We start from the raw sequence: 14,044 nt of genomic DNA, 5'->3' as shown, positions 1-14,044 counted from the left end.
GGCAGCTCGCCGCGCAACTCCGCTGAAACTTGCGCCTGGGATGTGTAAGCGTCTCGAAACTTGCGCAGGGATTGTGTCAGGCTGTGTATATTGACGACGGGTGTCGGCTCGCCTAGTTTTGGCCACGTTCTCCCATAATTTGGGGCGAGCTAAATCCGAGGGCAATCCGTTTTCATGACTGAAGGTCCGCTTTACGTCCAGTTCCCCGCGGAAGCGGCGATACCGGCGCAGCCGCATCATGAAACATTCCACCTGCCGTTTTTTCCGCGCTCCGCCCATGCACGTCATCTCATCGCGCTCGGACTTGCCAGCGCCGGATCGATGGCGCTGCTGGCAGGTGTGCTTTATCCGCTGATCACCCGCAGCGCCGTGGCGTTGCCGGTGTTCGTTCCTCCCGCCCAGATCGTCCAGCCGATGCCTCTCGCACTGAAGGGCAACCGTCTCGAGGCGAAGCGTCACTTCGACGGCTCGCGCTTTGCCCAGGTGGCCGAAAAGCTGTCGACGGGGGAAACGCGTATTTTCACCTATCACCGGCTGACGCTGGTCTTCAATGGCGATAGCGAGCAGCGGGATGCGCCGGTCGCCTCTTCCTTCACCGAGGAAAACGAGGCCGACACACCGATTGCGACGCCAGCAGTGGCAACTTTTGCCGACAGCATCTATCCGAGATCGGCAAATTTTGCCTCGCAGCGCCGGTCGCGTTTCCCGATACGCGGCGTTCCGCTGAATGTCAGTGTGGCGACGGCGGGTACCACGCAGCCGCACCGGGAATTCCAGCGGCTGGTGTCCATGCCGAAAAGCCGCCAGGATCTTACCGATATCCTGAAGACCGCCGGTATCGCGGAGGACCGTCGTGAGCAACTGGTCCAGGCGCTGGCAACGGATACGGTCGTGCCGGGCGATAGTCTCGAACTGCTGATGGAAAAGGGCCGCGCGGAGGGTTCGCCAAAGCTGGTGCTCGCCAAGTTGCGGAGCGAGAACGGCAGCGAGCGGGTGGTGGCCAGCGACGATTCCAACGGGTTCAAGCCGCTGGCAGATGACCGGCTGTTTTCAACGCTTTACAGCGAAGGCCAGCCGGATGCGCCGTCTTCCTCAGAAGTCGCTGCCGTCGACCTGAAGGATCTCGGCAGTGGCGACCAGAAGGACGTGCGGGAGCGCCTGACGAAAGCCGGCTTGTCGGACACGGCAATCGAGCGCCTCGTAAAGCTTGCCGCTGCCAAGGGCATTCCGCTGGCCGGCACCACCGGTACGCCTGACAGCGTCGATCTGCTGTTCCGCAAAGCCGATGACAGCGACAGCGAGCTGATGTTCATCGAGTTTCACTCCGGTGACGAGGCGCACCGCTTTTATCTGCACAAGGACGGAACAGACTCGTCTGAATATTATGACGAAAAAGGCCATTCGGTCGCCAAGGTGCTGAATCCCAAGCCTGTCCCCAACGGACAGCTGGGAGACGGCTTTGCTTGGCGCATCCACCCGATCCTCGGAGTGCGGAAATTCCACAACGGGGTCGATTTCCGCGCACCGATGGGCAGCCCGATCATGGCGGCAGGCGACGGCACGGTCGAACTGATCTCCACCGAGGTCGGATACGGCAAATATATCCGCATCCGCCACGATGGCGGCTATGAGACCACCTACGCGCACATCTCGGCCACGCCCTCCGGCTTGAAAGTCGGGCAGCGCGTCAAGCAGGGCCAGGTGATCGCCTATGTCGGGTCGACCGGCTATTCCACCGGCCCGCATCTCTACTACGAACTCCGCGTCAATGGCCGCTACGAAAACCCGCTGACGGCCAAGCTGCCGGCCGGGACAAACCTGACCGGTGCCTCCCTCGACAGCCTCCGATCGCAGGTCGATCATGTCGACAGCATCATGAGCTACCTTGACGTGCCGACACCGGAGGTTTCACGCTCCTCGCTGCCGATGGACAGGCCCTTCGGCCTGTTCCAGGATCATGCGGGCCACATCCACCGTTGAGCGGCCTCTTGATGCGTTAAGTTGGCGACAACGCTTGAGTTATTCCTGCTCTCTCAGCGCAGCGTCTCACCGAAGAAGTCGAGTAGCCGTTTCCAGTGACGTTCCGCTGCCTTCTCATTATAAACGCCGGCATGGTCGGGGATCGTCCAACCATGATCGGCGCCGACATAGTTCTCGATGACATGATCGACTTCGGCAGTCCGCAGAGTTTCTGCCAAACGAGCCGATTGCTCCGGCGGAAAGCTTCCGTCGACCCCCGCCGTACCGACGTAAATCCGGGCCTTGCCCTTTGCCGCCGCCTTGTGCGGGCTGTCGTCCGCATCGGTAGCAAGACCACCGCCGTGGAAGCTGGCGGCAGCTGCGATCCGCTCCGGATAGGCGCCGGCTGCCGTCAGTGCACGGCCGCCGCCCATGCAATAACCGACGGCCCCGACCGGCCCCGTGGCACCTTCGTCGTCGAGGGTCTTGAGAAAGGCGGCTGTATCGCTTTTCGTCATCGCCTGGGTCGTGCCGTGCAGCATGCCCATGATCTGGTCCCGCATCACAGGATCGGCAAATGCCGACGACTGGAACGGTCCATATGCACCATAGCGATAGAAGAGGTCGGCAAGCAGCACGATATAGCCAGCGTTTGCCAGACGCTGCGCCATTCCATCCATCGCCGGCCGTGGCCCGAGTGCATCCATGTAGAGCAGAATGCCGGGCGCGGGGGCATCCGCCGGCTGTGCGTCGCTGCGGAAAATCGCTGCCTTGGCGACGCCATCGGCGGTCGTGATATCGATGGTCTTCTTCATGGGCTCGTCCTTTTTGTCGACGGTCGGTCGGTTGTTGTTGGTCAGACGGCGCTGATTGCGCGCAGAAGGCTGCGGTTGTTATAGGGCTTTTGCAGCAAAACAGGTTTCGGACCGACGGAAACGGCAGGCATGTCCGCATTGCCCGTTGCGAAGATGATGCCCATTTGTGGGTAGATTGTCCGGATCTTCTCGGCCAGTTCGCCGCCGGAGAGGCCCGGGAGGCCGAGATCGGTCAGCAGGATGTCGAAGCGTTCGGACTTTACCAGGACCAGCGCCTCCTCGGCGCTACCGGCATCCACCACGTCGTGGCCGGCCTCCTGGAGCTGTTCGACAGTGTCGAGCCTGATCAGTGCGTCATCCTCGACGACCAGTATCTTTAGTGGTTTGGGCGATGGAGCGGAGACAGGGGACGGCGTGATCGCAGCTTCGGCGGCGGCGGCCATGTCGATCTGCCGTTGGTCGAGCAATTGGCGGATGCGCCGGGCCAAGGCGTCGCGGCTGTAGGGCTTCGACAGCAATTCGACACCGGCATCGAGCCGCCCGCCGTGGACGATGGAGTTCTCGGTGTAGCCAGAGGTGAAAAGAACGGCCATGTCGGGCTGTCGTTGCTTGGCCTTGCGAGCCAGTTCCGCGCTCTTCAGCGGGCCGGGCATGACGACGTCGGTAAACAGCAGATCGATCGGCAGGCCGCTCTCGATGATGGTCAGGGCACTTGCGGCATCGACGGCCTTCAACACCCGGTAGCCGAGGTCTCCGAGCATCTCGACCACTGTCGCCCGCACATCCTCGTCATCCTCCGCCACCAGGATAGTTTCCGTTCCGCCACTGGCGGGGCCGAATTCCGTCTCGGTCAGCCGGTCCTCGGCCTGCATCGAGCGTGGCAGATAGATACGGATCGTCGTTCCCTGGCCGTTTTCGCTATAGATCTTGATATGTCCGCCGGACTGCTTGACGAAGCCGTAGACCATCGACAGGCCCAGGCCGGTTCCCTTGCCGAGCGGCTTTGTCGAGAAGAACGGCTCGAAGACCTTTTCGATGATGTCGGCAGGAATGCCGGTACCGGTATCGGTCACCGCCAGCATCACATACTGGCCCGGATCGACGTCGACGTGCTTGTGTGCATAGGCCTCGTCGATAAAGGCGTTGCCGACCTCAATCGTCAGCTTGCCACGGCCGTCCATGGCATCGCGGGCGTTAATGGCAAGGTTTAGTATGGCGTTCTCGATCTGCGCGGGATCGACGAATGTGTTCCACAGGCCGCCCGCCTGGATGGTCTCGATCTCGATTGCCTCGCCGATTGTCCTGCGCAGCATGTCTCCCATGCCGGCGACGAACCGGCCGATATTCATCACTTTTGGCTCCAGAGCCTGGCGTCTGCCGAAAGCCAGCAGCTGGGCGGCGAGCTTTGCACCACGGTTGACGCCGGCCAGCGCATTGTCGATGCGCGCCCGTGCCCGAGCGTTGTCAGCCACTTCCTTGCTGAGCAGATGCAGGTTACCGGATACCACTTGCAGCAGGTTGTTGAAATCGTGTGCCACACCGCCGGTAAGCTGGCCTATGGCCTCCATTTTCTGGGCCTGTCGGAGTTGTTCCTCGACCCGATCAAGCGCCGCAGCCTGCTCTCTTTCCGCTGTTATATCGCGTCCATAGGCGAATATCATACCGTCTTGGGAGGAGATCCGCCAGGAAATCCAGCGGGGCGAGCCGTCCTTGTGGCGATTGCGAGCCTCGAAGCTTTCGAGATCTGCGACCGATGCGGCGCCTTGCAATGCCCGCTTTGTGAGCCGCAGATCGTCCGGCCAGACGAAATCGAAAAATGATCGGCCGATCACCTCAAGCTTGGCATGCCCAAGCACTGCCGGCCAGGCGGGATTGACGGCGTGTAGCAGCCCGTCGCTTCCGATGATCACCAGCAGATCCCGGGAGTTTCGCCAGACGCGGTCGAGATCGGCGGTACGGGCAGCCACCTGTCGCTCCAGCGAACTGGCGAGTTGCTGGAGATCCTGCTCCGCTCGGCGACGCTCGACGGCGGTACGGGTGCGCTCGGCGACTTCCCGGATGAAGACAAGCTCCTCGGGCTTCCAATCTCGCGCAGTCGCATGGTTGAGATAGAGCAGCGCGACAAGTCCACCGTGCTCGGAGATCGGCATGTTGACGACCGACTGGGCGCTGATAGCAATGAGTTCGGCCGCATTTTCGCAGGTGCGGGTATCTTTCGTCGCGTCGGAAAAAACAACAGTTTCTCCTCGCTTGAGGTCCTCGATGTAGCTGCCGTAGTCGCGAAAATGCAGTACACCGGCCAGCGTCTCTATGCCGGGGGCATTCCAGTCACGCTCGATGGTGATGGTTTCGCGTAACGGGTCGATTGTGCCATAACCGACACGACTGACATTCATTGTCTGCCCGAGTATCCTGGCGGCGTTGAATGCAATATCTGCGGGATCGCCGACGTCGCGAAGGCTGTCGTTGAGCAAAATCAGCGCCGAGCGATAGACTTCCTGCAGGCGCGTGTCGGTGATGTCATTGTCGACGCCAATCAGCCCCAGGAAGTCCCCCGCCACGTCGTATCGTGGCTGGGCCTCGGTCTGTATCAACCGGTAATTGCCGATAGCATTGCGATACCGTGCCTCTAGGGTGACCCGGCTTTGATGGCGCATCGAACGGTCGAGCTTGGCAAGGAACGCCTCCCGGTCGTCGGGATGCACGGTCGCGCCCCAGTCAAATGTCGGGACTGCCGCCTCGGAAATATTCCAGAATGCGCGCTTTCGGGCGTTGAAATAGACACTCTGTCCGTTCGCATTCGCCATCCAGAGCATCACCGGAGCGTTTTCAGCGATAAGCCTGAACCGGGATTCGCTTTCTCGAAGCGCCTCTTCGGAAACGCGGCGGTCGGTCACGTCATTGCCCTGCACAAAAATCCCGGTGACTGAGCCCCATTCGTCGAACGTAGGTTGGTAGATGAAATCGATATAACGCTCCGCCTGCTCCCCGTTGCGCTGCTTCAGGGCGATCAGTGCAGATTGACCGATGAACGGCTTGCCGGACCTGAAGACGTTGTCGAGTAGATCCACAAACCCCTGCTCGACAACTTCCGGCAGGGCCTCGCGAACTGGTTTGTCAAAAATGTCGCGGTTGCCGATGAGGTCGAGGTAGGCCTTGTTGGCGATCTCAAAAATGTGGTCCGGCCCGGAGACGGTTGCAACGAAGCCGGGCGCCTGCTCGAACATCTTGCGCAGACGATCGCTTTCGCCTCTCAGCCTCCGCTCTGCGCGTACCTTGCCAGTGGTCTCGACAACGATGGCGATAACACCGACAGGCTTGCCGTCGTCGCCCAGCAATGGCGAGTAGTCGAGGTTGAGCCAGACCTGCTCCGGCTGTCCGTTCCGGTGCAGGACGAATTCCTGGTCGCGGTAGGCCAGGCGATCTCCGGAGAGACAGGTCCTCATGACATGGTCGTTGAAATCTGCGGCTTCTGGCCAGCCTTCCCGCACCTTCGATCCCAACAGCGCAGGATGGCGTTTTCCGGCCACCACCGAATAGGCATCGTTGTAGATCATTATGCCGTCTTCGCCCCAAAGGGTCGCGATCGGTACGGGCGAGCCGAGTATGAGGCTACAGGTCGCTTTAAGTCCATGCGGCCATCCTTCGATTGGTCCAAGGGGTGTTTTGGACCAGTCGAAACTGGCTATAACGGAGGCAGCCTCGCCCCCTGAAGCCAGGAATGCAGGAGCCGGTTTGGTTGGTTTCGCGCCCTCGGTCATGGCTGGTCGCCTTTTCCGGCGTCTACGGGCATCCCCTGCATAGATATACTCTCTGTTCGCATGACGTGCCGCCTTTCCAAGGGCGGCGACAGACAGCTTTGAGAGATATAAAAACGCCGTCGATTGGCAAGGTTCTCGTGGCGTTTATTATCGGTTGCAAGAGGTGCCGGCGAATAGCGAGAACGACGGTTGGCGGACAAAGCGGTGCGCCGGTCTTGCATAACCCAAATTTTCGATTATCTTCATCTCATCATTAACGCAACGAAAGGAAGGTGATCCAATGTCTAATGAGATTTCGGTACTCGTGATGGACATGGGAATTGTTGGGAACGAAGCGGGGCAGCCCTCGCTCTGATCCTACCTTCCTGAGGATTGCCACTGCAATCCAGGTCTTTCACAGACCAAAGCTCATGGAGGGCCGCGTCAAGCGGCCCTTTTTGATTCCGGAGAACAGGTCGGGCCAGAAGTCTCCGACGAAAGCGATCGTCTGTGTCACGCGACCTTGCGTTTCGGCTTTTCGGGCTCGGCTTTGCGCCTTGCGATATCCTGCCGAGCACGACGGTTCTCGATAAAAGCCTCTGCATCCGCGCGCGCCATGGGGTGCCCGATCAGATAGCCCTGCCCTTCCCCAAACCCCTCGGCCTTCAGCGCTCGCATCTGCTCTTCGGTCTCGATGCCCTCAGCTGTCGTCGTCGCGCAGAAGCCGATACCGATCCCCACCACGGCGCGGATGATCGACAGGCTGCCGGGGTCCGTTTCTATGCCGGAGACGAAACTGCGGTCGAGCTTGATCTTGTCGAAGTGAAAAGCGCGGAGATAACCGAGCGATGAATAACCGGTGCCAAAGTCGTCGATTGCTATGCGGATACCGAGAGCCTTCATCTCGTGCAGCAGGGGAACGCTCTGGGCGCTGTCGGAGATGAACACCGATTCTGTAATTTCAATCTCAAGGCGGTCCGGCCTGAGATTGGTCTCGTCAAGGGCGGACGTGATGGTTGCCAGAAGGCCCTGATGGCGGAACTGGCATACGGACAAATTGACCGCAATTCGCAACTGATCCGGCCAATTGGCAGCGGTAGCGCAGGCTTGCCGAAGGACCCAGGCGCCGATGGTCGTGATCAGCCCGGTCTCCTCGGCTACCGGAATGAACTCTTGCGGCGCAATGAGGCCGCGTTGCGGATGTCGCCACCGCAGCAGCGCTTCGAAGCCGACCAGGGTGTCGTCCTGCAGCGAGACGATCGGCTGATAGTGCAGTTCGAATTGCTGCTGGTCGATCGCCTGACGCAATTCGCCCATGAGATCGTGGCGACGCTTTGCGGCCAGCCGCATCGAAATTTCATAGAACCTGTAGGTCGAGCGTCCTGCCGCCTTGGCGGCATAGAGGGCGAGGTCGGAGTTGCGCAACAGCACCTCGGCGTCACCACCGTCCTGGGGCGCGACGGCAATGCCGATGCTGCAACTGATGTATTCCTGGATTCCTTCCAGATCGATCGGCTGTGCAAGCGATGCGAGCAGTCGGTCGGCGAACTCACGGGCGCGCTCGACGCCGGCATGGACCTGCAGGGCAACGGCGAATTCATCGCCACCGAGACGGGCTATCAGGTCGTCGCTGCGTGTGATGCGTCGAAGGCGGGTCGCAACCTCGCGCAAAAGCGCATCTCCGGCGGGATGGCCGAGGCTGTCGTTGATATGCTTGAAGTGATCGATATCGAAATAGAGCAGCGCAATCGGATTTTCTTCCGTCGCCTGATCGGCGAGGTCGCGGATGCGGTCTGAAAAGAACGACCGGTTCGGCAGCCCGGTCAAAGCATCGTGCATGGCGATATGCGCCATCTTGGCCTCGACCGCCCTCGCGACGGTCACGTCCTCCGTGATGCCGAGAAGATAACGGGGACGTACGCCGTCCGGGGTCGGAAGGGCGCGTTTGAACGTCCGCACCAGTCTCTTCTCCCCGTCGAAGCCTTCCACTTCTTCCTCGACGGTCAATGTCTTGTCGGCGTCGAGGATCACTTGGTCCTGCTCGCTGAAACGCATGGACTGGCGCGGCGAAAACAGTTCCTTGTCTGTCTTGCCGACGATCTCGCCCGAGGACAGACCGACGATATCGCTGCTCGCCTGGTTGTGGAGCACGTAACGACCTTCATCCATCAGGTCCTTGACGAAGACCCCGACGGGCAGGTTTTCGACGATGCTGTTCAACAGGGACTGCGTGTCGCTCGCCTGCTGGTGGGCGGCGTTGACCTCGGTCCTGTCCTGGACGACGGCAAGAATAGCCGCCGATCCCTCGAAGCGGACGCTGCGACCATAGGTTACGACCTCGAAGACCTCGCCATTGGCTTTCAAGTGCTGCCAGCGCTTGACGCGCTCCATATCAGTGCCGCCCGCGACGGCTTCGATCATCCGCTGGCGCTCGCTGGCCGGGCGAATGTCGAGTACCGTCATCTGCAGGTATTCTGCGGGGCTGTATCCGTAAAGTTCGACAGCCGCTTCGTTGACGATCAGGAACCGCAGGCTGATCGGATCATAGACCCACATCGGGCTCGGATGGGTGGCAAACAGCGAACGGAAGTCGTCATCGGACGATGCCGCATGCGGTCCGAGCTCGTGACTTTTCGATTGCTTCGTTTTCCCCAATGCCCCGCTCCACCGCAATCGCTGGCAGGCGCATGGACATCTGCCCGTTGCCGCACTGCACCGACTGACGGTAGAAAGTATGCGCGAAACGTGAATATTTTGCCAACTAACTCCTTGATTAAATTGGCGGCAGAGGCGCAAAAGATGAGCATTTTAGCGATTTTTTCGGCACATCCGGAGGTCGCCTATCCCGGGATATCGCAGCGGGCGAAGTGTACCTCCAGGGCTCTCAGATGATCCCGCCACTGCCGCCCGTGGATGCCGGCCGGATGGCGCTGACCGTCGCGCGATATCCGCTAGCCCGGTAGGTCGCCATCGGATCGATGGCGCCCCCAGCGCGGCGGCGGGCCTCGGCCAGGATTGGCTCGACATCGGCGCGATAGGCGCGCTTCAGCGTATCCGACGCCATCAGTGCGTCGTTGGCATCCTGATAGCCTGATAGCGCCGTGCGATCGACGAGCAATGCCTGGGCATAGGCGCGGCGGATTTCGTTGGCGCTGGAGATCAAGCTTTCGATCGGATCGGTGACGTTGTGCGACTGGTCGATCATGTGCGCCGGTTGGAAGCCCTTGACGCCACGGTGCTCGGCGTCGACCAGTTCGTTGAATACCAGGAACAGCCGGTAGGGATCGATCGAGCCGGCGTCGAGGTCATCGTCGCCGTATTTAGAATCGTTGAAATGAAAGCCGCCGAGCTTCTCGAACTGGATCAGCCGCGCCACGATCATCTCGATATTGGTATTCGGGGCATGATGGCCGAGATCGACGAGGCAGAAAGCCTTGGGACCGAGCGTCTGGGCGATCAGGTAATTGGTGCCCCAGTCCTGGACGATGGTCGAATAGAAGGCCGGCTCGTACATCTTATGCTCTGAAAATATACGCCAGTCGTCCGGCAGCGCCTTGTAGACCTCTGCCATCGACGAAAGGTAGCGCTCGAATGCCTTGGTGAAATTGCTCTGGCCCGGAAAGTTCGAACCGTCGCCGATCCACACGGTCAGGGCCTTGGAGCCGAGCGCGTTGCCGATCTCGATACATTCGATGTTGTGCTCGATTGCCTGCGTCCGCGTTGCTGCGTCGACATGGCTGAGCGAACCATATTTGTAGGAGTGGTCCTGGCCCGGTGCGTCGGAGAAGGTGTTGGAGTTCATCGCGTCGAAGGAGAGCCCCAGGCTTTCGCCCTTGGCCTTGAGATCGCGGACGTCGGTCTTGTCCCACGGGATATGCAGCGACACAGCGGGTGTTGCGCGCGTCAGCTGATTGATGACGGCGCAGTCGTCGAGCTTGTCGAAGATGCCGCGCGGCTCTCCGGTGCCGGGGAAACGGGCAAAGCGCGTGCCGCCGGTGCCGACGCCCCAGGACGGCACGGCGACGAAAAATTCGGAAACTTTCTGCGTGACGGCCTCGATGTCGATGCCACGGCGATCGAGGCTGGCGCCGAGCGCCTGGTAGTCCGAGTCCAGCGCGCCGGCACGTTTTTCGTTCTCCTGCGCAACGACATCCTGCGCGATCTTCAGCTCAACCATAAAATCCTCCCTTGGTGCGGCGAACAAAAGGGCTCCCCCTGCGTTCTACCGCCCGAACTCCCAATTCATGAACGAGGCGACCTTGGATATCATACGCATTCTGCTCGCAATCTTCCTGCCACCGGTTGGCGTCTTCCTGCAGGTCGGTCTTGGCCTGCAATTCTGGCTCAACATCCTGCTGACCCTCTGCGGCTACTTTCCGGGCATCATCCACGCCCTGTGGGTAATCCTCCGGAAATAACCCCTAGCGGGTGAAAGCCTGCGCGTTGCCTGCGTCGACGTTGATGATGTTGCCGGTCGACTTGGCGGACGCGTCCGACGTCAGGAAGTAGATTGCCTCGGCAATGTCTTCCGGAAACACGTTGAGCTTCAGCAGCGAGCGCTTGCGGTAGTGCTCCTCGAGGTCGTCTATCTCTATCTTCGAGGATGCCGCACGCTGCTCGCGCCATTCGCCATTCCAGATCTTGGAACCGCGCAGCACCGCGTCCGGATTGACGGTGTTGACGCGGATTCCGGCGTCTGCACCCTCTAGCGCCAGGCAACGGGCAAGGTGGATTTCAGCCGCCTTGGCCGTGCAATAGGCTGCCGCACCCGGTGACGAGGCAAGCCCATTTTTCGAGGCGACGAATACGACATTGCCGCCGAGATTTTGCCTGCGGAACAGCCGGAAGGCCTCGCGCGACACAAGGAAATAGCCGGTCGCCAGAATATCAATGTTGCGATTCCACATCGACAACTCGGTAGTTTCTATCGGTGCCGAAGAGGCAATGCCGGCGTTCGAGACGAGGATATCGATGCCGCCAAATTCGACACACGCCTCGGCGAAGGTGGAAATGACCCCCTCTTCCTTGGTGACATCGAGCCTGACGCCGCGCACCGCATCGGCGCCGAACTGTTTTGCGAAATCAGCCTTTGTGGCTTCAAGCGCCGCTTCGTCGATGTCGGCGAGCACGACGCACGCGCCCTCTGCTATCAGCCGCGAGGCTGTGGCGCGTCCGATGCCGCCAGCACCGCCGGTGACGAAAGCGACACGGCCGGCAAGGCTCTTCGGTTTCGGCATGCGCTGCAGCTTGGCCTCCTCGAGCAACCAGTATTCAATGTCGAATGCCTCCTGCGCCGGCAGGCCCTGATACTCGGAGACCGTCGATGCGCCGCGCATGACGTTGATCGCGTTGACGTAGAATTCGCTGGCAATGCGGGCGGTCGCCTTGTCGCGGGCAAAAGACAGCATGCCGACGCCGGGGATGAGGAAAATCACCGGATTGGCGTCGCGCATGGCTGGGGAATTCGGATGTTTGCAGCTCTCGTAGTAGCTGGCGTAATCGGCGCGGTAGTCTTCCAGTGCCTTGTCGAGACCGGCAATGACCGCATCGACGTCAGGCATGGAAGGATCGAAATCGACGATGAGCGGCTTGATCTTGGTGCGCAGGAAATGGTCGGGGCAGGACGTGCCCAGCGCACCCAAGGGTGCTAGATGCTTGGAGTTGACGAATTCGAGCACGGCATCCTGGTCATCGAAATGCCCGAGCTTGCGCTCTGCCTTGCCGATGCGACCACGAATTTCCGGCATCAGTTTGGCAGCGATAGCGCGGCGGTCTGTTGCGGGCAAGCTCTTCGTCACCGCACCGCCGAAAATCGTCTTGCCTTCGGTCTTTTCCGCAAACCAGAGGATTGCCTTGTTGATGATATCGAGCGTTAGCTCATAGCAGGCCTTGGCGTCATCGGCCCAAGTGAATAGGCCGTGGCTTTCAAGGACGACACCCTTGGAATTAGGATGGTCCTTGACGAAGGCGCTGAGATCGAGGCCGAGCTGGAAGCCCGGACGGCGCCAGGGTAACCAACCGATGTCGTCACCAAAGATCTGTTGCGTCAGTTCCTTCGAGTTTTTGGAGGCGGCAATGGCGATAATGGCATCTGGGTGCATGTGGTCGACATGGGTAAAGGGCACGAAACCATGCAGCGGCGTGTCGATCGAGGCGGCGCGGCTGTTGAGATTGAAAGTGCAATGGGGCAGGAAGCCAACCATGCGGTCCTCGTCATCGAGACCCTTGTAGAGGCCCTTCAAGGCGTCGAGCTTGTCCTGGTAAAGAGTGGCGAAACCATCGAGCTTGATCGTGCCGACATCGCCTCCGGAACCCTTGACCCAGAGCACCTTGACCTTCTCACCGGTGAGCGGATCGGTTTCCATCACCTTGGCTGACGTGTTGCCGCCACCGTAATTGGTGATGCGCTTGTCGGCACCGAGCAGGTTGGAGCGGTAGAGAAGCTTGCCCGGCTCATCCAGCCCGGCAGCGTAATTATCGTCCCAACGATTATCGAGAAGCCTGATATCAGCCATGTCTTCCTCCCATGTCGTATCCGGGCGTTCTGATCGCAATTTGCCGCCCATTGTTGCGAGGGTATCGCTCACTGAAACTCTCTTTGTCAATCGAAAACGATCATATTCGATTATGTTGCGGCGCAATATGAAATTTTATGATCGTTTCTGATTGACACATTGTCACCGTTAAGAAATAAACGGCGCCAGGAGGGGACGATGCACGAACGCGAACGCCATCGCATCATCATCAGCGCAGTCCAGGAAAAGTCGGTCGTCACAATTCAGGATATTGCCGAATTGACCGAGGCTTCCGAGGCGACGATCCGCCGTGATATTGCTGCCTTGCATGTGCAAGGCAAGATCCGCCGCGTCCGTGGCGGTGCAGAGGCCGTGCATCCGCCGCAACTGGGCAATCTCGCCGGCCGTCCGTTCCGTGTGTCCGAATCCGTCAATATCGACAAGAAGCGCGCAATTGCCCGCCAGGCTGTCGAGCTCTGCGACCCCGGCGATGCGATCATCATCAACGGTGGTACGACGACGTTCCAGATGGTGCATTTCATGGCCGCCCATCGGCTGCAGGTGATGACCAATTCCTTTGCCATCGCCGAGCATCTGGTCAAGCATTCGAAAAATTCGGTGACGGTCCCGGGCGGCGCGATCTACCGCGAGCAGAGCCTGATCCTTTCGCCCTTCGACAACGACACGACGCGCAATTTCTATGCCCGCCGGATGTTTATCGGTGCCCAGGGCGTTGGCCCGTTGGGGATCATGGAGGCCGATGCGCTGATCATCCAGAGCGAGCAGAAGCTGATGCATCAGGCGGACGAACTGATTGTCATGGTCGATTCCAGCAAGTTCCATCGCCGGTCGAGCCTGATCTTGTGCCCGCTCGACCGGGTGACGACCGTTATCACCGACGACGGAATCTCGGAGGAGTCCGTCAGAATGATCGAAGACGCAGGCGTGGGGCTCGTGATTGCGAGCGTCGCGGCATCGCAGTCGGGCAGGGAGGATTCCTCGTCGGTCGCATAAT

The 14,044-nt window shown here is 60.1% G+C and carries 8 protein-coding genes; 3 read left to right on the top strand and 5 right to left on the bottom strand.

The window, feature by feature from the left end; all coding sequences use genetic code 11:
• The first annotated feature begins 174 nt into the window (after positions 1–174).
• On the top strand, positions 175–1,980 hold the full coding sequence (locus tag J5278_RS28420) for a M23 family metallopeptidase (RefSeq protein ID WP_142824920.1): 1,806 nt from the start codon (positions 175–177) through the stop codon (positions 1,978–1,980).
• Positions 1,981–2,033: 53 nt separating this feature from the next.
• Here J5278_RS28420 and J5278_RS28415 read toward each other — a convergent pair whose 3' ends face one another.
• From J5278_RS28415 to rhaI, 4 genes are all read right to left on the bottom strand, one after another.
• Entirely contained in the window at positions 2,034–2,774 is a 741-nt protein-coding gene (locus tag J5278_RS28415) for a dienelactone hydrolase family protein (RefSeq protein WP_209185668.1), read from the bottom strand.
• 41 nt (positions 2,775–2,815) lie between these two features.
• Positions 2,816–6,535, bottom strand: coding sequence for a PAS domain S-box protein (locus J5278_RS28410; protein ID WP_219259480.1), 3,720 nt, complete (start codon positions 6,533–6,535; stop codon positions 2,816–2,818).
• Between the two features lie 492 nt (positions 6,536–7,027).
• Positions 7,028–9,169: a bifunctional diguanylate cyclase/phosphodiesterase gene (locus J5278_RS28405; protein ID WP_257623515.1), complete on the bottom strand. Its 2,142-nt coding sequence runs from the start codon at positions 9,167–9,169 to the stop codon at positions 7,028–7,030.
• Positions 9,170–9,398: 229 nt separating this feature from the next.
• Entirely contained in the window at positions 9,399–10,691 is a 1,293-nt protein-coding gene (gene rhaI / locus J5278_RS28400; RefSeq protein ID WP_209185667.1) for an L-rhamnose catabolism isomerase, read from the bottom strand.
• 82 nt (positions 10,692–10,773) lie between these two features.
• Here rhaI and J5278_RS28395 point away from each other — a divergent pair, with 82 nt between their 5' ends.
• Positions 10,774–10,932, top strand: a complete 159-nt coding sequence (locus J5278_RS28395; RefSeq protein WP_142824924.1) for a YqaE/Pmp3 family membrane protein — start codon at positions 10,774–10,776, stop codon at positions 10,930–10,932.
• Between the two features lie 3 nt (positions 10,933–10,935).
• On the opposite strand, the gene J5278_RS28390 is transcribed toward J5278_RS28395, so the two are convergent.
• Positions 10,936–13,029, bottom strand: coding sequence for a bifunctional rhamnulose-1-phosphate aldolase/short-chain dehydrogenase (locus J5278_RS28390; RefSeq protein WP_209185666.1), 2,094 nt, complete (start codon positions 13,027–13,029; stop codon positions 10,936–10,938).
• Positions 13,030–13,227: 198 nt separating this feature from the next.
• Here J5278_RS28390 and J5278_RS28385 point away from each other — a divergent pair, with 198 nt between their 5' ends.
• Positions 13,228–14,043 (top strand): DeoR/GlpR family DNA-binding transcription regulator, encoded by an 816-nt coding sequence (locus J5278_RS28385; protein ID WP_142824926.1) that lies wholly within the window; start codon positions 13,228–13,230, stop codon positions 14,041–14,043.
• Position 14,044 lies beyond the last annotated feature (1 nt).

Source organism: Rhizobium sp. B21/90, assembly GCF_019355815.1.
GTDB classification, from domain to species: Bacteria; Pseudomonadota; Alphaproteobacteria; order Rhizobiales; family Rhizobiaceae; genus Rhizobium; species Rhizobium rhododendri.
The sequence above is the reverse complement of the archived record's forward strand: the minus strand, read 5'-3'. Positions and strand labels throughout refer to the sequence as shown.

What these genes read in the sequence shown, in the direction of transcription:
- J5278_RS28390 (WP_209185666.1), bottom strand. Translation starts at nt 13,029, where the DNA reads ATGGCTGATATCAGGCTTCTCGATAATCGTTGGGACGATAATTACGCT.
- J5278_RS28415 (WP_209185668.1), bottom strand. Translation starts at nt 2,774, where the DNA reads ATGAAGAAGACCATCGATATCACGACCGCCGATGGCGTCGCCAAGGCA.
- J5278_RS28420 (WP_142824920.1), top strand. Translation starts at nt 175, where the DNA reads ATGACTGAAGGTCCGCTTTACGTCCAGTTCCCCGCGGAAGCGGCGATA.
- rhaI (WP_209185667.1), bottom strand. Translation starts at nt 10,691, where the DNA reads ATGGTTGAGCTGAAGATCGCGCAGGATGTCGTTGCGCAGGAGAACGAA.
- J5278_RS28410 (WP_219259480.1), bottom strand. Translation starts at nt 6,535, where the DNA reads ATGACCGAGGGCGCGAAACCAACCAAACCGGCTCCTGCATTCCTGGCT.
- J5278_RS28385 (WP_142824926.1), top strand. Translation starts at nt 13,228, where the DNA reads ATGCACGAACGCGAACGCCATCGCATCATCATCAGCGCAGTCCAGGAA.